Origin of the sequence: Sorangium sp. So ce1335 (assembly GCF_051521615.1) — a bacterium.
Classification (GTDB): domain Bacteria; phylum Myxococcota_A; class Polyangia; order Polyangiales; family Polyangiaceae; genus Sorangium.
Genome location: NZ_CP150363.1, coordinates 10,018,591 through 10,038,417, shown reverse-complemented (window position 1 = coordinate 10,038,417; position 19,827 = coordinate 10,018,591). Strand labels below are relative to the sequence as shown.

General features: G+C 70.6%; 16 protein-coding genes. 7 read left to right on the top strand and 9 right to left on the bottom strand.

Annotated elements, in window-relative coordinates; translation table 11 throughout:
• The first annotated feature begins 161 nt into the window (after positions 1-161).
• Positions 162-674 carry a hypothetical protein gene (locus WMF24_RS37485; protein ID WP_437732252.1) on the top strand — a complete coding sequence of 171 codons (513 nt, stop codon included), beginning with the start codon at positions 162-164 and terminating at the stop codon, positions 672-674.
• Positions 671-1,153: a hypothetical protein gene (locus WMF24_RS37480; RefSeq protein WP_437732251.1), complete on the top strand. Its 483-nt coding sequence runs from the start codon at positions 671-673 to the stop codon at positions 1,151-1,153. The genes WMF24_RS37485 and WMF24_RS37480 overlap by 4 nt, the downstream gene beginning before the upstream one ends.
• Before the next feature lie 29 nt (positions 1,154-1,182).
• Here WMF24_RS37480 and WMF24_RS37475 read toward each other — a convergent pair whose 3' ends face one another.
• Entirely contained in the window at positions 1,183-2,082 is a 900-nt protein-coding gene (locus tag WMF24_RS37475) for a fumarylacetoacetate hydrolase family protein (RefSeq protein WP_437732250.1), read from the bottom strand.
• 525 nt (positions 2,083-2,607) lie between these two features.
• On the opposite strand from WMF24_RS37475, the gene WMF24_RS37470 reads away from it, so the two are divergent.
• Complete coding sequence (locus tag WMF24_RS37470) at positions 2,608-4,293, top strand: CTP synthase (protein WP_437732249.1); 1,686 nt, start codon at positions 2,608-2,610, stop codon at positions 4,291-4,293.
• Positions 4,294-4,488: 195 nt separating this feature from the next.
• Here the strand turns inward: WMF24_RS37470 and WMF24_RS37465 are convergent, their stop codons facing one another.
• On the bottom strand, positions 4,489-5,373 hold the full coding sequence (locus WMF24_RS37465; protein ID WP_437732248.1) for an acyl-CoA desaturase: 885 nt from the start codon (positions 5,371-5,373) through the stop codon (positions 4,489-4,491).
• Between the two features lie 207 nt (positions 5,374-5,580).
• Complete coding sequence (locus tag WMF24_RS37460) at positions 5,581-6,570, bottom strand: diacylglycerol/lipid kinase family protein (protein ID WP_437732247.1); 990 nt, start codon at positions 6,568-6,570, stop codon at positions 5,581-5,583.
• A gap of 95 nt (positions 6,571-6,665) precedes the next feature.
• On the opposite strand from WMF24_RS37460, the gene WMF24_RS37455 reads away from it, so the two are divergent.
• A complete protein-coding gene (locus WMF24_RS37455) occupies positions 6,666-7,988 on the top strand; it encodes a hypothetical protein (RefSeq protein ID WP_437732246.1) in 1,323 nt (440 codons plus the stop codon).
• Between the two features lie 34 nt (positions 7,989-8,022).
• Here the strand turns inward: WMF24_RS37455 and WMF24_RS37450 are convergent, their stop codons facing one another.
• The 3 genes from WMF24_RS37450 to WMF24_RS37440 form a co-directional block, all read right to left on the bottom strand.
• Entirely contained in the window at positions 8,023-10,038 is a 2,016-nt protein-coding gene (locus WMF24_RS37450) for a DUF6029 family protein (protein WP_437732245.1), read from the bottom strand.
• A gap of 131 nt (positions 10,039-10,169) precedes the next feature.
• Entirely contained in the window at positions 10,170-10,694 is a 525-nt protein-coding gene (locus tag WMF24_RS37445) for a peroxiredoxin family protein (protein ID WP_437732244.1), read from the bottom strand.
• 143 nt (positions 10,695-10,837) lie between these two features.
• Entirely contained in the window at positions 10,838-11,518 is a 681-nt protein-coding gene (locus WMF24_RS37440; protein WP_437732243.1) for a TlpA family protein disulfide reductase, read from the bottom strand.
• Positions 11,519-11,780: 262 nt separating this feature from the next.
• Between WMF24_RS37440 and WMF24_RS37435 the strand changes: the two genes are divergently transcribed.
• The 3 genes from WMF24_RS37435 (at position 11,781) to WMF24_RS37425 (ending at position 16,483) form a co-directional block, all read left to right on the top strand.
• Positions 11,781-13,049 (top strand): hypothetical protein, encoded by a 1,269-nt coding sequence (locus WMF24_RS37435; protein ID WP_437732242.1) that lies wholly within the window; start codon positions 11,781-11,783, stop codon positions 13,047-13,049.
• A 161-nt stretch (positions 13,050-13,210) separates the two neighbouring features.
• A complete protein-coding gene (locus WMF24_RS37430; protein ID WP_437732241.1) occupies positions 13,211-14,311 on the top strand; it encodes a P-loop NTPase in 1,101 nt (366 codons plus the stop codon).
• A gap of 129 nt (positions 14,312-14,440) precedes the next feature.
• Positions 14,441-16,483 (top strand): S1 RNA-binding domain-containing protein, encoded by a 2,043-nt coding sequence (locus WMF24_RS37425; protein ID WP_437732240.1) that lies wholly within the window; start codon positions 14,441-14,443, stop codon positions 16,481-16,483.
• Positions 16,484-16,579: 96 nt separating this feature from the next.
• Here the strand turns inward: WMF24_RS37425 and WMF24_RS37420 are convergent, their stop codons facing one another.
• Genes WMF24_RS37420 through WMF24_RS37410 form a run of 3 tightly spaced genes read right to left on the bottom strand, consistent with a single transcriptional unit; the run spans position 16,580 to position 19,823 of the window.
• On the bottom strand, positions 16,580-17,812 hold the full coding sequence (locus WMF24_RS37420) for an ABC transporter permease (protein WP_437732239.1): 1,233 nt from the start codon (positions 17,810-17,812) through the stop codon (positions 16,580-16,582).
• Entirely contained in the window at positions 17,809-19,029 is a 1,221-nt protein-coding gene (locus WMF24_RS37415; RefSeq protein ID WP_437732238.1) for an ABC transporter permease, read from the bottom strand. The genes WMF24_RS37420 and WMF24_RS37415 overlap by 4 nt, the downstream gene beginning before the upstream one ends.
• Positions 19,026-19,823: an ABC transporter ATP-binding protein gene (locus tag WMF24_RS37410; RefSeq protein ID WP_437732237.1), complete on the bottom strand. Its 798-nt coding sequence runs from the start codon at positions 19,821-19,823 to the stop codon at positions 19,026-19,028. The genes WMF24_RS37415 and WMF24_RS37410 overlap by 4 nt, the downstream gene beginning before the upstream one ends.
• Between the last annotated feature and the right edge of the window lie 4 nt (positions 19,824-19,827).

Sequence of the window (19,827 nt, the reverse complement as noted above, 5' to 3'; positions counted from 1 at the left end):
TCCGGCTGTACAACGTCTCCGCCGCCGGCGCCTCATCCGGTCGATCGCCCGGCGCAGGCCGGCAGCGCTCCAGGGACGCGCGCTCGGGGTTGTCCTCGCAAAGGAGAGCTTGCTAGGGTGCGCCCAGGCACCATTCACGCTCTGTTCGAAGGGAGGACACCGTGTCCCAGCAGCACTCGACCCGCGCGCTCTTGCCGCTCCTCATCCTCGCGGCGGCGGCATGCTCGGGCGCCAAGCCCAAGCAGGCAGGTGAAGACTACAACTTCGAGCAGGCATACTCCGACGAGCCCGCGCCCGCCGAGACCGGCAGCTCCGACGCGGAGGCGAGCGGGTCGCAGGACAGCGGCGGCGGGCTCAACGACGATCAGAAGAAGCAGATGGAGATCGCGCTGCGGCGCGGCGGAGACAAGGCGTCCAACTGCGCCGAGGTCGTGCCGAACGCGCCGACCGGCGAGGGAGAGGTCAAGGTCGTCTTCGACGGCCAGAAGGGGCGCGTGACCGACGTGCTGGTCGGGCCGCCCTTCGCTGGGACGCCTGCCGAGGCCTGCGTCAAGCGCGCGTTCGTCGGGGAGATCGTGCTGCCGTTCGAGGGCGACCCCCTCGAGGTCCCGTACACCGTGAAGCTGCCGGCCAAGAAGGGCGGCTCCGCGTCGTCCAGCGCGAAGTCGCCATGAAGAGCGCTGCCCTCGCGCTCGCCGCTGCGCTCGCGTTGACCGCGGCTTCCGCCGGCGCGCAGGAGCAGGCGGCTCCTCCGCGGTACCCGCCGTCGTCGGTGCGCGTGAAGCTCATCGTCGGCGGGGTGGCCGTGACGGCGCTCGCCTACGGCGCAGGATTCGCTGCTGCGTCCTCGTGGCCCGAGGTGCCCGGGTCGAGCGAGCTGAAGATCCCGATCGTGGGCCCGTGGATGGCGCTCGCCAAGAACGGCTGCGCCGCCGACGATCCGGACTGCGGCGCGAAGCTGTACGTGCGAGGAGCGCTCACGGTCGTGGGCGGGCTCGCGCAGCTCGCTGGCCTCGCGCTCGTCGGCGAGGGCATCTTCATGACCACGGAGGCGCGCCCGGCACAGCCCTCGAGCGCGTCGGCGCTGTCGGTGCGGGCGGCCCCGGTCATCACGGCGACGGGCATGGGCGTCGGCGTCGTCGGAACCTTCTGAATCCGCCGACGGTGGGCGCCCCCGCCCCTTCACCGTCGACGCCACGGCGACGGTGCGGGCCCGCGGACCGGCTTGCCGCTCAGGCGCCCGATGCGCTCGACCATCAGCTCCACGCTGGCGCCGTAGGGCACGTGCCGGTCAGCGCTCCCGCCGAAGACCCGCCCCGCGCCCACGACGTCGCCGGCGCGCAGCTCGATCTGGTTGCTGATGTACGCGACGGATTCCGCCAGCGAGAAGGTCCACTCGCCGATGCGCGAGCAGGAGCGCGTCTCGGCGTCGACGCGGACCTGGGTCCGCAGCACTTCGACGGGGCCGAGCTCGTCTGGCGTGACGAGCACCGGGCCGAGCTGCGTCGCGAAGTCCTTCGCGTCTGAAGGCGGCAGCCCGCGCGCCAACGATCGCGCTTCCAGGCTGCGTGCGGTCCAGTCGTTCAGCACCGTGTAGCCCGCGATCGCGCGCTCCACTTCCTCCGGGGTGGCACGCCGCAGATCCTCGCAGAGGAGCGCCGCCAGGTTCAGCTCGTAGTCGGGCTCGTCCTCGAGCGGAGGGAAGGGGATCGCTGCGTTGTGCCCGAGCAGCGCGCGGCTGTTGCCGACCCGGTACCAGGGGAGCTCTGCGTCGCGCGCGTAGGGGCCGAGCTGGACGTACGCGGCGCGGTCGATGGCGCAGGGCGGCAGCCACAGGAGCGTGTCTGCGTGGAGCTGCGCCGCGGCGGGGCGATCTCCGCTGAGAAGTCGGTCGTCCAGCGTGTGGAGACCAGCACAACGGAGCGCCACCACGCGCGTATGAAAATCCGCCACGCCGGGGATGTCAGCGAGCTTCGTTCCGAAGTGGCGCTCGAGCTCCGCGACGTCGTAGAGCGTGCCGTCGCGTTCCAGCGCGACGATCGGGGTGGACGTCGCGAGCTGAAGAACGTGGGCGATTCTCATGGCATGGCCAGGTCGCGGGGCGCCGGCGGAGCGTACCATCCCGGCCCGCCGAAGCTCCCGGGCGACGGGGAGGTCCTGCCGGCGGGGCGACGAGGAGGCCCTGCCGGCCGGGCGACGGGGAGGTCCCGCGGCAGAGTGCCGCAGCAGCGGCCCGCGGCCGGTGTCTTGTCCTCCCATGGATCCGCGGGACGGCGCCCGGTGGGAGGATCGGATGGCCCTTTGCATTGACGCGCGGGGAGAGCGGCCTAGAATGCCGGCGGATTCAGAGCGGCATCACGTCGCGCAGGCTTGCCCTGGGCCCCTCCGGTTGCAGACGGGCTCGTACGGCAGGTCAGGTTCTGTTGCCGGTGCGGAAGCCCTCCTCGTGGGGCTTCCTCCGGCTTCGGTCCTGTTGACGGGGCCGTGCGGCTTGTAAGCCGGGCAAGGCATTTGCCGTGGACAGCCGAACCTCGGCGGCCTCACCTCTTGAGCGCCGGCCGAGGAACTGGTTACAGGCGCGCACACGGCGCAGCGGAGCGATGGGTCATGAGCAAGCGGACCAAATTCGTCTTCGTCACAGGCGGAGTCGTATCGTCGATCGGCAAGGGACTGGCCGCGGCCTCGATCGGGGCGTTGATGGAGTCCCGTGGGTTGAAGGTCACCCACCTCAAGCTGGACCCGTACATCAATGTCGATCCCGGCACGATGTCCCCGTACCAGCACGGTGAGGTCTTCGTCACCGACGACGGCGCAGAGACCGACCTGGATCTCGGGCACTACGAGCGCTTCACGCTCGCCCGGATGACGCGGCAGAACAACTTCACGACCGGCCGCGTCTACGAGGCGGTCATCTCGAAGGAGCGCCGCGGCGAGTACCTCGGGGCGACGGTGCAGGTGATCCCGCACGTCACGGACGAGATCAAGCTGCGCATCCGATCGGCCGCAGACGGGGCCGACGTGGCGATCGTCGAGGTCGGCGGCACCGTGGGCGACATCGAGTCGCTCCCGTTCATCGAGGCGATCCGCCAGCTCAAGGTGGAGTCGGGCGCGCAGAACGCGATCTCGGTGCACGTCACGCTCGTGCCGTTCATCGCGACGGCGGGCGAGCTGAAGACGAAGCCCACCCAGCACTCGGTGAAGGAGATGCGCGAGATCGGCATCCAGCCGGACATCCTCCTCTGCCGCTGCGACCGGCCGCTCCCGCGCAGCATGAAGGAGAAGATCTCCCTGTTCTCGAACGTCGCCGTCGACTGCGTCATCGCGGCCGTCGACGTCGACTGCATCTACGAGCTCCCGCTGGCCCTCCACGCCGAGGGGATCGACGAGAAGATCACGGAGCTGCTGAACATCTGGGCGAGGCAGCCGGATCTGTCGCCCTGGCAGCGCATCGTCGAGCGGTTCAAGAAGCCGTCTCGTGGGACCGTGAAGATCGGCGTCGTCGGCAAATACGTGCACCTGCGCGACGCGTACAAGTCGCTCCACGAGGCGCTCGTCCACGGCGGGCTGCACAACGACGTGCGGGTCGAGCTCGAGTACATCGACTCCGAGCAGATCGAGGCGCGAGGCGCGGCCGAGCTGCTGTCGAACCTCGACGCGATCCTGGTGCCCGGCGGCTTCGGCGATCGCGGGACCGAGGGGAAGATCGAGGCCATCCGCTATGCGCGCGAGGAGAAGATCCCGTTCTTCGGGATCTGCCTGGGCATGCAGCTCGCGGTCGTCGAGTTCGCGCGGCATGTGTGCGGCATGGCGGGGGCGAACTCCGTCGAGTTCGATCGCAACGCCGCCTACCCTGTCATCGACCTGATGCCCGACCAGAAGGGCGTCGTCGAGAAGGGCGGAACGATGCGCCTCGGCGCGTACCCGTGCGTGCTGGAGAAGGGGTCGATCGCCGCGGAGGCGTACGGGCAGACGAGCATCAGCGAGCGGCACCGGCACCGGTACGAGGTGGCCAACAAGTACCGCGAGGCGATGACGCAGAAGGGGCTCGTGCTGTCCGGGACGTCGCCCGACCAGCGGCTCGTCGAGATGATCGAGCTGCGCGAGCATCCGTACTTCGTGGGCTGTCAGTTCCATCCTGAGTTCAAGAGCCGGCCCCACAACGCGCACCCGCTCTTCGCGCGCTTCGTGCGCGCCGGCCTGGAGCGCCAGCGCGAGCGCAACAAGGCCGAGAAGCCGAAGCCCGGCGACTCCGCCACTGCCCACAGCCAGCAAGCCGCATCGTCGGTGAACTAGCGTCCCGCGCCAGGGATCCCGAGGGGTTCCTGGCCGCCGCGTCCGCGGCGAGACGGGCGTGGAGCCGTCGCTGGTCGTGGGAGCCCGCAGCAGCCGGGCTGCTGCGGGTCGAGCTGGCTCGCTGCGAGCGCCTGAAGATGAGAGCTGCCCTGCAGCTCCCGTCCGTGGATCATCGCGGCGGAGCGCTGCTGGCCGTCAGACGTCGCCGAGGCTCGGCCGGCCGAGAGGAGGGGCGTCGAGGGGCTCGGCGGGCGCGGCTTGAGGGGCGAGGAGCGGCGAACGCTCGCCGACCTCCTTCACGAGGTTCCGCTGGATGACGTGCGCCGGCGCGGTCCGGAGATCCCAGACCAGGCCGAGCTTCTCCATGCCGCGCAGGATGTAGAAGCTGACGTCGATCTCCCACCAGAAGAAGCCCTGGTTCGCGCTGCTCATGTAGTGGTGGTGGTTGTTGTGCCAGCCCTCGCCGAGGGTGATCAGCGCCAGCCAGAAGTTGTTGCGGCTCGTGTCGGTCGTCGCGTAACGCCGCGAGCCGAACACGTGCGCGAGGGAGTTGATCGTGAACGTGCCGTGCATGAGCGCGCACGTCGAGACGACGTAGCCCCAGAGGAAGGCGTCGTAGCCGCCGAGCGCGAAGAGCAGCGCGATCATCCCGAGCGGCCCGACCACGTGGTAGCGGTCCAGCCACCGGAGCTCGGGGAACCCGGCGAAGTCGGGGATGCGCTTGAGGTCGAGCTCCTCATGCTCCCGCCCGAGCCACCAGCCCATGTGCGCGTACCAGAACCCCTTGCGGAGCGGGCTGTGAACGTCGCGCTCCGTGTCCGAGTACTTGTGATGGACGCGGTGCGTTCCCCCCCACCACAGCGGGCCCTTCTGCGTCGCCGTCGTCCCGAGCAACGCGAGCAGGAACTGGAGGCCGCGGCTCGTCTTGTAGCTCCGGTGCGAGAAGTACCGGTGGTAGACCGCCGTGATCGCGAACATCCGGACGAAGTACGTGGCCACGGCGAGCGCCACGAGCTTCCATGTGGCGCCCCGGACGATGGCGACCACCGTGCCTACGTGGATGGCGGTGATTCCCAGCACGTTGAAGAGCTGACCGAAGCCCGGGCCAGGCTTCGGTACGACGACTCGTGTGGGGCTCGACGGGCGGGCTTGCGTGATGGTTTCCAAGGTGGATGGAGCATCGGGCATGCCCGTCACTGGGGTTCACGACGACCGTCATGATTCCGTCATCCGGCGCAGAGCCCGCCGCGCGGGGGTCAGGTGCGCGCGACGGACGAGCGCGCGACGTCAGGCGCGCAGGGACAGGACGTCGATGGAAGGTCCAGCGGAGATCTGGACCTCGAGCGCCCGGAGGGGATCTCCGTCGAGGATGTAGGGGCCCTCGTCGCGCGAGGCCGCGGCGGTCGAGGCGCCGAACCGGACCGTGAAGTCGCGGACGAGGCCGTCGAAGTGGTCCTTGCCGCCGATCCGGCGGCCCGCGAGGACGAGCGGGGCGCGCGGACCCAGCGAACGAGGCGGCAGGGCGCTCGCGACCAGGTGCGGGCGGTCGAGATCCTCGCCGGCACGGTAAGTGACCTGCATGTGGAGACCGAGGTCGCGCACCGCGGACGAGCAGATCAGCGACCAGGCGCGCGGCGCGAGCTGCCGCCCCTCCACCTCGATCGTGCAAGGCAGCGGGTCGAGGACCCGACGCGCGCAGGCGCCGCCATAAAAGGACTCGGCGAACACCCGCGCCACGATGCGCGCCGCGGCGCCGTATCCGTCTCCTCCGCGCTCGTAGTAGACATCGAAGAAGCTGGCCACGAGGCCCGTGCCGAAGATGAAGCCGATGCGCTCCTCGACGCCGCTGCGCGTCGTCGCGCGAGCGCGCAACGTGGGCCGACGGACCGCTCCTCGGGGGGCGGCGCCGCCGCGAAGATCGCGGTGCTCGCGGACGATGCGCGCGAGGAGCATCGCCGGATCCCCGGCCACTCCCCAGTTCCGCGCGACCGTCGCCACGGTTCCGCCTGGCAACAGGGCAAGCGGCGGCAACGAGCGCTCGCCGAACGCGCGGGCGAGGGCCGTGACGCCCGCCATGAAGCTGCCATCTCCGCCGGAGAGCGCGACGAGATCCGTGCCCCGTTGCGCGATCCGCTCGCAGACCTCCGCGAGCTCCGCGACGCTAGCGGTCGGGTGGAGCTCCGCCGCCCCGGCGCAGGCGGCCGTCATGCGGTCGATGAGCGAAGGCCTGGCCCGGTACCGGCGCGCTGTTGTGTTGACGATGACGTCGATACGCATGGTGCCGGAAGGCGAGCGCCGTATAGAACGGATTCCCCGGGTGGTCGAGCCGAAGGGGCTTCGAGCGCGAACTTCGGCGCGCTAAGAGGTGCCTCATGGTCCGCGTGCTCCCCTGGTCGATCCTCGCCGGCCTCCTCTCGCTCGCCGCGATCGCGGGCTGCGCGAGCTCGGCGTCGGTGCGCGCAGCCGAGGCGGGCAGGTTCGACGAGCTGCGCCGCGCCCTGACCGACGAGCTGCGCCGCGGCGCGCTGGACAGCGACGACGCGCGAGCGATCGCCCGCGCCCTCGCCGAGGGGGAGATCGCGCGGGCGACACCGCCGTCCGGGGTCGAGCGGGTGCGCGAGCTCCGGACCTGCGCGCGCCCGCTGGAAGACGCGCTCGCCGAGCGCGCCACGGGATCGGACGCCGTCGCGACGGCCGCAGCGATGGTCCTCCTCGAGGCAGGCCTCACCGATCCGGAGGGCGCGAAGCGTAACGCACGCGAGGCGGCGCCGGGGAGAGACCCTGGCAGGAACGCAGCGCTCCGCGCGCTGGAGACGCGGGCCCTCGTTGCAGCAGAGGATGGCGCGCTCCGCCGCGCGCGGATGCTGGATGGAGATCAAGAGGTGCGCGTCGCGGCGCTCCGCGCGGCCATCGCGGCAGCAGACCCGAGCGACCGGAGCGCGGTGCTCGAAGCGGCGCGGCTCGATCCATACCCGCTCGCGCGGACGATCGCGATCCGCGCCGCTGGTGCGCTCGGCGGGCGAGAGGTCGCGCTGGCCTTGCGGGATCTCTGGGTCCTCTCGGACGAGCCAGGGCGCGAGGCGATCGCCGAGGCGTGGGCGGCGCCGCGCGCGATCGACGCCGGCGGCCGTGAGCAGCTCCTCTGGGCGATCTCCACCGAGCGCGGCGCGCCCGTGATCGCCGCCGCGCGCGGGCTTGTGCGCGCGGGAGGCGACGGGGCCGGGGAGGCGGTCTCCGTCCTCCTCGACGCCATCCGCACCAGCCAGAGCAGGGATCGCGTCTACGCAATCCGCTCGGCCCCGCTCGAGGATCCAGCGGTGCGTAGCGCGCTCATCGAGGCGCAGGGCGATCCTGATGAGGCGGTGGTGTTCGCCGTGCACGCCCGCCACGTCGACGCCGCGCCGGGCCTTGTCGCCGCGCGCGAGCGCGCGGCCGCGGTCGCATGGCTGATGAAGCTCGCCTCGGGGACCTCGACGCGCGCGGTGCTCGCGCGGGGAGTCCTCGCCCGCGCGGGCGTCCGCGCGGCGGTGCCGCTGCTCGATCGCGATCTCCGGTCCCACGAGATCCCGGTGCGCGAAGCGGCCGGAACGGGCCTGGTCGAGCTCGGCGAGCTCCCACGCGCGGCCGTGCTCCTCGCCGACCCCGATCCCCAGGTCAGGATCTCGCTTGCCTGCGCCATCCTCGGCGCCTCGTGATCGCAGCGCGCCTCCTCGACGTGCTTCCTGTTGCTCAGAACCGCGAGACGAGCTCGATCCGCGCGCCTTCGAACGAGGGGAAGAACCGGCACACGCCGGAGACGCAACGCAACCCCCCGCGGCGCTGGCCGACGAAGAGCTGCACCGTGTCGACGACGTGGTCGAACGTCGTCCTCTTCGACCCGGATTTCCACTGCAGCCCGCCGTTGAAGAAGTGGCAGAACGCGCGGCTCTTGCCGGGCTCGCAACCGGGCTGGGATGAGTACTCGTGGCCGAAAATTGCAGCGACGTGGGGCGACCACTGGAGCGCGAGGTAGGTGTCCCCTTCGAGCCAGGATGATTCGAAGTTATCCGGCCGGTAACGGCGCCGGCTGTTGCCCTGCAGCTGGAGCGAGAACGCGCCGGTGAGGTGCTTCACGACGTCGTAGCGGACGTAGCCCTCGCTGTAGAAGACGTCGCCGGAATCGGCCTCATCCGAGTGCCGGACTCCAGTCCACGCGCGGACGTGCGAGCGGCGGTCGTCGAAATCGATCTCGGTGCCTGCCGCGGTGTCCCAGGTGTCGGTCCGGTACGTATCGTCCGTGCTGCACTCGTGATTTTCCTGACGCTCCGAGAAGCTCACATAGCGGCCGAGCCAGGCGTAGAGGGCGGCACCTCGGTTGAAACGGTAGTCGACCCGCCCGCGCCCGCCTGTCACACAGAAGTTGGGGGCCCCGATCGGCTCGACATAGACGGGCTCTGCCGTCGGAGGCTGGTTGTACGCCACGAGCTCGAACTCCGGCGCGTTGAACCCGGGGTTCGACAGCACCGACGCGTCGATGTTGGCCCACAGGGGGAAGAATCGCCGGTAGTGCTTGCCTTCGAGGGAGACCGCGAGCGCCCCGCTGCGCCCGTTTGCTGCCAGGTAGACCGCATAGCCAGACAGGTCTCTTGTCGGCACGTTGTCCTGGTCGAGGTGACCGCCGCGGAGCTGCTGGCCGGCCACCTCGACGTAGAGGTCACCGTGCTGCGCGATGGATGGGATGCTCACCGAGCCGCTGAACGTCCGGATCGTGTTGTGCTGCCGCGCGGGCCGCGCGCTCACGACGTTGAACTCGGGGAACTCACCGCCGCACAGCCGCCGCGCGGCCTGCAGATCCGCGCCGCCCTCGCTCAAGCATCGGTTGTACTCCTCGGTGTACGATTTGCGCAGCAGCAGCGAGCCGTTCACGGCGAGCTCGACCCCCTTCACGCCGGCCTCCAGGCGCCCGCCGAGCACGGTGTCCTCCAGGTAATTCGGGCGAGCCGCTTCGACGACCGTGCGGGGGCGAGGGTTTCCCTCTGCATCCACCGTCGTCTCGGTCGCGACAAGGTCGTCGGCGCCAGGGAAGCCGAAGAAGAGCGGCGACCCGTCCCCGTGGATCCGCCGGCCGCTCGCGTCGTCCACGCGCAGCGGGTTCATCTGCCCGGCGATGGCGGTGGCCTCGAGGCGGAGCGACCCGAAATCCCTGTCCAGCACGAGCCTGCCGCCTCTCAGGGTCGTGTCGACGGCCAGCTCGTCCATCTTGCGCACGCTGAACACGAGGCCGCGTCCGAGCTGGGCGTAGACGTCCCCCACCGTGGCCTCGATGCCCGGCTGCGTGTAGGTCAGCCAGAGCTTCGCCGGATAGACCGTGGTGAGATACCGCGTGTGGAGCTCCCGCCTGGCGTCTTCCAGCGAGAACGAGACCTCGTCGTTCAGGACCTTTTGCTGGAGCTCGACGCTCGTCGCCGACGGCCTGGCCACATAAAAAGAGGCGTTGAGCCGCGTGCCGAGCTGCAGGCGCCACCAGTTGATCTGCGCGTCCAGCCGGTTGAGGACCTCTCCGTAGTTGTCGTCGAGATACCGGGACGGATAACGGGGGTCGTCGTTGCGGTTGTCGAAGTGGTAGGTGGCGGCCGCGGTGTTCACGACGTCGAGCGAGACCGGTTCACCCCCGACGTTCGGGAGCTCGATCGCCGCCGCTGGGCAGGCCGCCAGGACGAGCGCCGCTGTCAGGGAAGGACGGACGACGTGGAACAGGCTGCGCACCGTCAGGTCCTACCACGGAGCTCCGGGCCGTGGAGCCGCGATCGAGCACAGACCCTCCGGGCGCGAATGCGCGCCGGGCGGTCGCCCCGGTGCTGCTGCGCGGCGCCGACGCCGCCGCGCGGCGCCATCGGCTACTGGGCGAGCGCCTTCTCGACCTGCTCGGTCAGCACGGCCTCATCGCCAGGCTGGTACCCGCTGCGCTTGTGAAGGATCGAGCCGTCTCGGCTGATGAGCACGGCGAACGGGAGCTCGCGCTTCGGGTTGTACTTGGCCGCCACGGTCGTCTCCTCGTCGAGCAGCACCGGGAAGATCATCTCCCTGTCATGGACCGTGCTGCTCACCTGCGCGCGCGACTCCGGCCCGTCGAGCGACACGGCGAGCACGACGAACCCCTTGTCCTTGTGCTTCTTGTAGAGCTCGACGAGGTGAGGCATCTCCGCGAGGCACGGATCGCAGGTGGTCGACCAGAAGTCGATCAATACGACGCTCTTTCCTGCATAGTCCGAGAGCCTGACCGTCTTGCCGTCGAGGGCGGGGAGGGAGAAGTCTGGCGCCGGGCTCGCCGAGGAGCCGCCGGTGGCCGCTCCGCACGAGGTCGCCGCGAGGCCAAGGACAGTGAGCGCCAGCGAGAGCGCGCAGCGGGTGGTTCGGTTCATCAGGGGCTTTCCTAGCGAGTGCGCCGGCCGAGCGGCCGACCGGTACGAGGTCCAACGTCGGGGGCGCCTGTCGCGGCGCCCCAGCAGGGGGTCCACGCGAGCGCATCGTCCGGCGGCTCGACGACGCGTCCACGACGATCCGTTCAGATCTCGCCGTTCATGATCTTCTCGAAGGTCTGCCAGAATCCGCTGCCCTCTTCGGGCACGCCGGCGACGACCTCGACGATGGTCATGTCCTGGGTCCTCACGATCATGTTCGCCGGGAACGCGTCAGCCTGGAAGAGCGCCCCGAGCTTGTACGAAGGGTCGATCGCCGACGGGTACTGCACGTCGTACCGGGTCGTCCAGCGGTGCAGGTCGCGCGCCACCGCCGGGTCACCCGGAGTCGCCCCGTCCGCGAGCTGCACCAGGAACTCGCCACCCAGCGGCTGATACTTCTCGTAGAGCCTGGGCAGGACCGACTCCGCCTCGACCTTGCAGGGGTGACACCACACGGACGAGACGTCGATCAGCAGCACCTTCGGCTTTGGCTCGCCTGCGCCGTACTGCGAGCCCTCGGGAAAAACCTCCGTCCCGGTCGGGTTGTAGAAGTCGGCCAGCTGAATCGGCTGCATCGTATCGTTGTTTGCGGCGGCGTTGGCGTACCCGACGAACTGATAGTTCGCGATCACCCGGCCGGGGTTGATCCCGTAGGGACCTGCCGGGTAGCGAGCAGCGTTGGCGGCAGGTTGCCCCGTCCCCTCAGGAAAATCAGGAGCCGGTATGGGATCCTCTTCTCCTGCGCAGCCGACGAGCCCCAGGGCCGCCACGACGCCAACGGCCATCCCACCGAGAACTGCGTCCATTCGCATGATGCCACCGCCTGAAGTATGGTGTAGGAGTGCTCATTCTTCTGGGCGGCGCGGGGGGCGTCAAGGGCAACCTTGTCGCGCCTGTTTCGCTCGGGGGGTGCTTTCCGCAATCTCCGGCCAGGCCCGCCGTGCCTGCCCCATCCGCGGGCATTTCCCGCGCTGAGGTCCTATGCAGCAGGTTGTCGCCTCTCAGAGCGCCCATCGGCCCCGCTTCCGTCGTATCCACGCGTTCCTGATGCTCGGTAGCCTGGCGATGGGGGCTGCCGGCGCGAGCGGCGCCTGCTCCTCGTCGTCGGACACTCCGCGGGACGAGTGTTTCGGCGGTGTCGTCGTGAACGGCGTCTGCGAGGGCAAGTGCAAGCCCGGGCTCTGCCTGGAGGGCAATACCTGCGTGGACAACCGCTGCGTGCTCAAGTGCGCCAGCCACCTCGAATGCATCCCGGGCCTCCAGGAATGTGTGCCGGCAGAGGAGGACGACACGAACGCCAAGATTTCCGTTTGCAGGTCGAACGGGAAGCCCGGAGGGTTCGGAGCGCCGTGTCCGTTCGGCTCCGAGTGCGGCCAGTTCGGGCGCTGCCCCGATGACACGCCGTGCAACCCGGTGCAGTGCAGCGGCGAGCCCGGCGCGTGCCAGCGCGACACCGAGGCATGCGGTGACGACGCCGCCTGCAACACCGGGAAGTGCCCCGACGGCAGCGCCTGCTTCATTCCGAGCTGCGCTCCCGCCGAGTGCACCTCCCTCGGCCTTGTGTGCCTCGGCAAGGGGGAGGGCGACGCGGAGGCCTACTGCACACAGCCGCATTGCGCGAGCGACGCCGACTGCCCCGGCGGCTACGAGTGCGCGGTGACCCGTGATCCTCACGCGATCTGCGGAACGGACAAGGGAGATAACAGCTACTGCGGTGAGACCGACGAGGAGTGCGTCGACCGCGCCACGTTCGGCGACGGTAACTCCTATCGCGAGGGGCCCTTGTGCCTGCTGCGCACGAACTGCGTCAAGCGCGCCCAGTGCGCGCCGTGCAGCTCCGACCTCGACTGCTCGCTCGCGCCCGGCCAGCGCTGCGTCACGATCGGCGGCGAGAGCCGGTGCGCCCGGACCTGCAGCAAGGACGAGGACTGCGACCTCGACTACCGGTGCGAGGGCGAGGTGTGCACGCCGCGGTTCGGCGCCTGCGTCGGGGAGCGCAACTTCTGCGAGCCGTGCCGCAACGACGCCGACTGCGGCGACGCGGACTCCACCATGGAATGCACCACCACGCTCCGCGGCCAGCGCGCGTGCGTCGACGCGGCGCTCCCCATCCGGTGCACCATGGACGACCCGAACACGTTGCTGAACGAGAGCAACGCAGAGGACGTCTGCCCGAAGGCGCCCAGCGGGCTCGCCGGGTCGTGCGTGTGCGTCGAGACGAACTCGAGCGGGGAGTGTACGGACTCGCGGTGCTACCTGCCGTCGCGCCGGCTCGACCCCAGGGACAAGGACTCCACGGTCGTCACCTGCTGGTGAGGAGACCGCCCGGACGCCAGGCCTTGCATGAGGACGCAAGGCCGGGCGTGGGGCGCGCGGGGACGACCGATGTCGCCCCACGCCCGCCGAAGCGAGCGGCCGCGAGCCGGCCGCGCTCGCCGGTTGACGGGAATCCCGAGCAGTCCTAACTCCTCCGGCCCATGGCCATCACGAAGGACGCCGCGCTCGCCGCGCTGGCAAAGGTCGTCGCTCCGGACCTCCAGCGCCCCCTCACGGAGCTCGGTCGCGTGCGGGATCTCTCGGTCGAGGACGGCGCGGTGTCGCTCACGGTCGAGCTCACCAGCTACTTCAAGCAGCGGCTCGCGGCCGACATCGAGGCGGCCCTCAAGGGCGCCGGCGCGAAGGATGTCCGGATCGCCTGGGAGGTGAACATCCCGACGCGCACCATCCTTCAGGATGATCCGTCGCCGCGCGTGAAGAACATCGTCCTCGTGATGAGCGGCAAGGGCGGCGTCGGCAAGAGCACGGTCGCCGCCAACCTGACCCTGGCGCTCAGCCGCGAGGGCGCGAAGGTCGGCCTGCTCGACGCGGACATGTACGGGCCGAGCGTGCCGACCATGCTCGGCGTGATGGGTCGCCCGACGTCCGCCGACGGACAGAAGTTCCTGCCGCTCGAGCGCTTCGGTGTGAAGCTCATGTCCATCGGCTTCCTGCTGGAAGATCCGAGGTCGGCGGTCGTCTGGCGCGGGCCGATGCTCCAGAACGCCCTGATCCAGTTCATGCGCGATGTGGAATGGGGTGAGCTCGACTACCTCGTGCTCGACCTGCCGCCCGGGACCGGCGACATCGCGCTGACGATCTCCCAGAAGATGAGGACCACGGGGGCGATCGTCGTGACGACGCCGCAGGAGGTGGCCCTCCAGGACGTGTACAAGTCGGTCTCGATGGCCCAGAAAGTCGGGATCGCCCTGCTCGGCGTCGTCGAGAACGAGAGCTACTTCGTGTGCGACGGGTGCAGCAAGCGGCACGAGCTCTTCGGGGCCGGCGGCGGGCAGAAGATCGCCGAGTTCGCCGAGGCGCCGCTGCTCGGGCAGATCCCCATGGACGCCGCCATCCGGGAGTGGGGCGACGCCGGCACCCCGGTCGTTCAGGCTGCCCCGGGCAGCCCGATCGCCCGCGCTTTCCTGGATGTGGCGGAGCGGCTGGCCGCTCAGGTCAGCGCCCACGACCTCGCGAGCGGGGGCGGCCTGCGCATCGACCGGAGCGGCGGGACGAACAAGCACCTGCCCATCATGCGGTAGGCCTCGCGTAAACGTCCCGGGTACGTTATGGTTCCGGCCCCTTCCCCCCCCAATTGAACCGAGGGGGCCGCTGGAGAGAACGCGAGCACGTTTCGCCCCCATCGGCATGCGTTGTCGCGCGAGGCGCGGATGAATACCCACGAAAATACCACCACGCCGGCGGACGCGCCGGCAGCTCCGGCCGACCAGGGCGGCCAGCTCGAGTCGTCGAACGCTGCGCCCGAGCAGGCAGCCCAAGCTCAGGAGGCGGGGTCCACCTCCCCGCCGGAAACGAGCGGCGAATCCGGCGGAGAAACATCGCCGCAAACGAGCTCGACCTCGTCCGAGGCAGCCCCTGCCGCAGCGGCCGCCGCTCCGGCGAGCGCTGCCGATGAGGACGACTGGGAAGAGCAGCCGGGCGACGACATCGGCAACCGCGTCCCGGGCCTGCCGCGGGATGACATCGGCAACCGCAAGCCGGGGGCCCCGCCGGGCAGGCGGACCCCGCCGGCCGGCGGGAAGCCGGCGCAGGCCGGAAAGCCGGCGCCGGGCGGCGAGGCCGGCGCGGCCGCGCAGGCGGAAGGGGGCGCCGGGAAGAAGCGCCGCCGCCGCCGCCGCCGCAAGGGCGCGGAGGAAGCGGGCCAGCCCGGTGCCGAGGCCGCCGAGGCGGCCGGATCCGCGGTCGAGGCGGGCGACGCGGAGCCGTCGGACGCTGCAGAGGACGAGGGCGAAGAGGAACAGGCGGTCGACGAGGCGGGGGGACAGCCCCAGCCCGGCGGCGAGAAGCGCAAGCGGCGCAAGGGGCAAGGCGCCCCGCCGCCGCGCGAGCGCCCGGCCTTCAGCATCGGCGAGGAAGTGTTCGGCAAGGTCAGCAAGATCACCGACCACGCCATCTGGATCGACATTGCCGGGAAGGCCACGGGGCTGTTCGACCGGCGCGAGATCCTCGATGAGGAGCCGCCCGTCGAGGGCGATCAGTTCATCGCGACGGTGGCGAGCACCGGGGTGCGCGGGGGCATGCTCCTCCTGTCGAGGGCGCCGGTGCAGCTCGAGCAGGCGCGCGCGCGGGCCGAGGCAGCGCTCCAGAGCGGCGAGCCGATCGAAGGGTTCGTGACCGGAGCGGTCAAGGGCGGGCTCGAGGTCGACCTCGGCGGCCTCCGCGCGTTCGCGCCGGCGTCGCACGTCGATCTGCGCCACGGGGCCGACCTCAACTACCTCGTGGGCCAGCGGCTCGACTTCATCGTGACGCAGTTCGCGAAGAAGGGGCGCGACATCGTCGTGTCCCGTCGCAAGATGCTCGAGGAGGAGAGCCGGAAGGCGCGCACCGAGGCGCTCACGTCCATCGAGCCCGGGTCGCTTCACAAGGGCGTTGTGCGCAAGGTCGTCGCGTGGGGCGTGTTCGTCGCGCTCCCCGATGCCGGCGGCGTCGAGGGGCTCGTCCACATGAGCGAGGCGAGCCACGACCGCGGCGCCAGGCTGACCGACCTGTTCAAGCCGGGCGCCGAGATCGAGGTGAAGGTCCTGCGCGTCGACGACAAGGGCAAGCTGTGGCTGAGCCGCAAGGCCGCCACGGTCGATCCGTGGGACGCGGTCAAGGACAAGTACGCGGTCGGGACGCGCCACAAGGGCAAGGTCGCTCGCCTGCAGCCGTTCGGTGCGTTCGTCGAGCTCGAGTCGGGCATCGATGGGCTCATCCACACGGCCGACCTGTCGATGAAGCCGATCCAGCACCCGAACGAGGTCGTGAAGGTCGGCGACGACATCGACGTGGTGGTCGCGAGCTGCGACCCCGCGGCCCGGCGGATCGGGCTTCACCCCGCCCCGCCCGAGGGTGAGGAGAGCGAGCCGCGCCAGCGCGTGCAGCAAGGCAGGTCGGTGAAGGTCGCCGTCACGCAGGTGACGGAAGGGGGGCTCGTCGTCCGGGTGCTCGGCACCACGGGGCGGGCGGCCCGCGGCTTCATCCCGGCCGGCCACACCGGCACGCAGCGCGGCACCGACCTCCGCAAGGAGTTCCCCATCGGGACCCAGCTCGACGCGAAGGTCATCGAGGTGGATCCGCGCCGGGGAGAGGCGAAGCTGTCGATCCGCGCCCTCAAGGAGGACGCCGAGAAGCAGGCGTACCAGCAGTACCGCGCCGGCGTCGCGCGCGAGGCCAAGTTCGGCACGTTCGCCGATCTGATGAAGAAGAGCTGAGCCGCCGGGAGGCGCGCGCCGCCCGCGCGGCCGCGCCTCTGCGTCCCCGGGTCGCCGCGGCCCGGGGACGCTCGCGTGCGCGCTCTGGGGAGCGCGCTACTCGCGTCCGAGCGCGTGCACCGGATCCATGCGCGCGGCCCGCCGCGCCGGGAAGAACCCGAAGACGATCCCGATCGCCGTGCTCACCCCGAGCGCGACGCCGAGCGCCACGGGCTCGAGCTTCATCGGCCAGCCGAGGGCGCTCGAAAACCCGAGGATGACGCCGTACCCGAGCGCGCTGCCGACAAGGCCGCCCAGCGTGGCGAGCACGAGCGCCTCGAGCAGGAACTGCAGCAGGATGTCGATCTCCCGGGCGCCGATGGCCATCCGGATGCCGATCTCCCGGGTGCGCTCGGTGACCGACACCAGCATGATGTTCATGACGCCGATGCCGCCGACGACGAGCGACACCGCCGCGATGCTGACGAGCAGCGCGGAGAGCGCCGCGAAGATCGCGTCCTGCATGGCCTGGAACTCCGCCTGGCTCCGGACGGCGAAGTCGTCCTCCTCGCCCTCGCCGATGCGGTGCCGCTGCCGGAGGATCGCCTCGGCCTGCTGCCTGGCGCGCTCGGACGTCTCGGCGGACGTCGAGCTCAGCAAGATCGCGTGGACCTCGCCCGGCCGCGTTGCGACGACGTGCGACCGCATCGTCGTGATGGGCATCAGCACGATGTCGTCCTGGCTCTGCCCGAAGGGCGACGCCCCCTTCTCCTCGAGCACGCCGAGCACGCGGTAGGTCTGGCGGCCGATCCGCACCAGGCGGCCGACAGGGTCGAGCGATCCGAACAGATCCCGCGCGGTCTGCGCGCCGATCACGATCACCTTCTCGGACAGGTTCTCCGAGGCGGGGCTCCACGGCTCCCCCTGGGCCACCTTCCAGCTCCGGATCTCGAAGTAGCTGAGGCGCGTGCCGACGAGCGTCGGGCTCGAGTTCTGGCCCTCGTAGATGACCTGGGCGCTCGACCTGAGGAACGGCGCCGCGAGCCGGATGCTCGTCGACTCGCGCAGGAGCGCCTGGCCGTCGAGCTCCGAGAGCTTCGCGCCCGCGGTGCTGCGGACGCCCGAGGCGCGGGCGGAGCGCGCGAAGACGATGAGCGAGTTGGAGCCGAGGTTCGAGATCTGCGCGTTGACGTTGGCGCGCGCGCCGCTCGCCAGCGCGGTGACGGTGACGACGGCCGCGACGCCGATCGTGATCCCGAGGATCGTGAGCCCCGCGCGGAGCTTGTTCCGGCGGACGGCGCGCAGCGCGATCACGACCGCCGAGAAGACGCGCGTGAGCGCCGCGATCACTCGTGCCTCAGCGCGGTGATGGGGTCCTGCCGCGCGGCGCGGCGCGCCGGGAAGAACCCGAAGACGACCCCGATCGTCGCGCTCGTCCCCACCGCGACGACGACCGCGCTGGCCGGCAGCGTCATGTTCCAGCCGAGCGCCGCGGCGAAGAGCTGGATGAGGCCGAGCCCCGCGCCGAGCCCCATCAGGCCGCCGATGAGCGACAGGGTGATCGCCTCGACGAGGAACTGGACAAGGATGTCGCCCTCCGAGGCGCCGATCGCCATGCGGATGCCGATCTCGCGCGTCCGCTCGGTGACGCTGACCAGCATGATGTTCATGACGCCGATCCCGCCGACGAGGAGCGAGACTGCGGCGATCGAGGACAGGAGCATCGTCAAGGTGTCGATGATCCGCTCCTGGGAGGCCCGGAACTCCGCCTGCGTGCGGATCACGAAATCTGGCTCGTCGTCCGGCGCGAGCCCGCGGCGCTGCCGGAGGATCCGGTCGATCTGCTCCACCGCGCGGTCGACGGTCCGCTCGCTCGTCGCGGCAGCGAGGAGCATCTGCACCCTGCCCGGCGCGCTCGGCACGACGCGCGAGCGGAAGCTGCCGATCGGCATGAGCAGCCGGTCGTCCTGGTCCTCACCGAACGGCGACTGCCCCTTCTTCGCGAGCACCCCGATCACCCGGAACGGGTGCTTGCCGATCCGGATGTACTGCCCCACCGCCTCGCCGGAGCCGAACAGGTTCTCCCGGACGGTCTCGCCGATGACGCAGACCTTCGTCTTGAGCTGCTCGTCGGCCTCGGTCCAGCCGTCGCCCTTGTCGACGCGGTAGGAGAGGATCTCGAGGTAGCTCCGCGTCACGCCCATGACCTGCGTCGCGACGTTGGCCTCACCGGCCACGATCTGCATCGAGGTCGAGCTGAACGGGCTCAGCGCGGCCACGCTGATCGACTCCTTCAGGATCGCGGCCCCGTCGGCCTCCGACATCCGGACGGTGTCGCGGCGCTTCAGTCCCGACGCCTGCGTCGACTGCGGAAAGATGTAGATCGAGCTCGCGCCCAGGCCCGAGATCTCGCCCAGGATGCGGTTGCGCACGCCCGTCCCGAGCGCCACCACGACCACCACGGCCGCGACCCCGATGAGGATGCCGAGCACCGTCAGGGCGGCGCGGAGCTTCGATCGGACGATGGCGCGCAGCGCGATCCGGATGGCGGCGAGATAACCCCTCACGGCGCCTGCTCGTGGGCCTCCGTCTCGGGGCGCGGCAGCGCGGCCAGCGCCTCGGCCGCGTCGACGGGGCGGTCGTTCCTGACATCGCTCCGGATCTCACCGTCGCGCATCGTGATCACGCGGCTCGCGCAGGCGGCGATGTCGGGCTCGTGCGTGACGAGGACGATCGTGATCCCGTCCAGGTTGAGCCGCTGCAGGAGCCCGAGCACCTCGTAGCTCGTGCGGGTGTCGAGGTTGCCCGTGGGCTCGTCGGCGAGGAGCAGCGGCGGGGAGGTGACGAGCGCCCTCGCGATGGCGACGCGCTGCTGCTGGCCGCCGGAGAGCTGGTTCGGCGTGTGGTGCAGGCGCTCGGCCAGCCCCACCGCGCCGAGCGCCTCGAGCGCCCGCCTGCGCCGCTCGGCCGCGCCGATGCCCCGGTAGACGAGCGGCAGCTCCACGTTCTCGAGCGCCGTCGTCCGCGGCAGCAGGTTGAACCCCTGGAAGACGAACCCGATCAGGCGGTTTCTCACGATCGCGCGCGCGTCGTTGCTGCGCCGGGTGACGTCGAGCCCGTCGAGCCGGTACGTGCCCCGGGTCGGCCGGTCCAGGCACCCGATGATGTTCATCAGGGTGCTCTTGCCCGAGCCGCTCTGACCGACGATCGCGACGAAATCGCCGTGCTGGATGGTCAGGTCCACGTGGCGGAGCGCCCTCACGACGACGGCCTCGGTCGTGTAGTCCTTGCCGACGCTCGAGAGCTCGATGAGCGGCTCGTCCCGGAGCACCGCGGCGACGCCCTGGCCGTGCGACAGCATCGCG

Excerpts from the sequence above, each read along its gene's own strand:
- WMF24_RS37480 (WP_437732251.1), top strand. The coding sequence starts at position 671 with ATGAAGAGCGCTGCCCTCGCGCTCGCCGCTGCGCTCGCGTTGACCGCG.
- WMF24_RS37475 (WP_437732250.1), bottom strand. The coding sequence starts at position 2,082 with ATGAGAATCGCCCACGTTCTTCAGCTCGCGACGTCCACCCCGATCGTC.
- WMF24_RS37470 (WP_437732249.1), top strand. The coding sequence starts at position 2,608 with ATGAGCAAGCGGACCAAATTCGTCTTCGTCACAGGCGGAGTCGTATCG.
- WMF24_RS37460 (WP_437732247.1), bottom strand. The coding sequence starts at position 6,570 with ATGCGTATCGACGTCATCGTCAACACAACAGCGCGCCGGTACCGGGCC.
- WMF24_RS37455 (WP_437732246.1), top strand. The coding sequence starts at position 6,666 with ATGGTCCGCGTGCTCCCCTGGTCGATCCTCGCCGGCCTCCTCTCGCTC.
- WMF24_RS37445 (WP_437732244.1), bottom strand. The coding sequence starts at position 10,694 with ATGAACCGAACCACCCGCTGCGCGCTCTCGCTGGCGCTCACTGTCCTT.
- WMF24_RS37440 (WP_437732243.1), bottom strand. The coding sequence starts at position 11,518 with ATGGCCGTTGGCGTCGTGGCGGCCCTGGGGCTCGTCGGCTGCGCAGGA.
- WMF24_RS37435 (WP_437732242.1), top strand. The coding sequence starts at position 11,781 with ATGCTCGGTAGCCTGGCGATGGGGGCTGCCGGCGCGAGCGGCGCCTGC.
- WMF24_RS37430 (WP_437732241.1), top strand. The coding sequence starts at position 13,211 with ATGGCCATCACGAAGGACGCCGCGCTCGCCGCGCTGGCAAAGGTCGTC.
- WMF24_RS37425 (WP_437732240.1), top strand. The coding sequence starts at position 14,441 with ATGAATACCCACGAAAATACCACCACGCCGGCGGACGCGCCGGCAGCT.
- WMF24_RS37410 (WP_437732237.1), bottom strand. The coding sequence starts at position 19,823 with ATGCTGTCGCACGGCCAGGGCGTCGCCGCGGTGCTCCGGGACGAGCCG.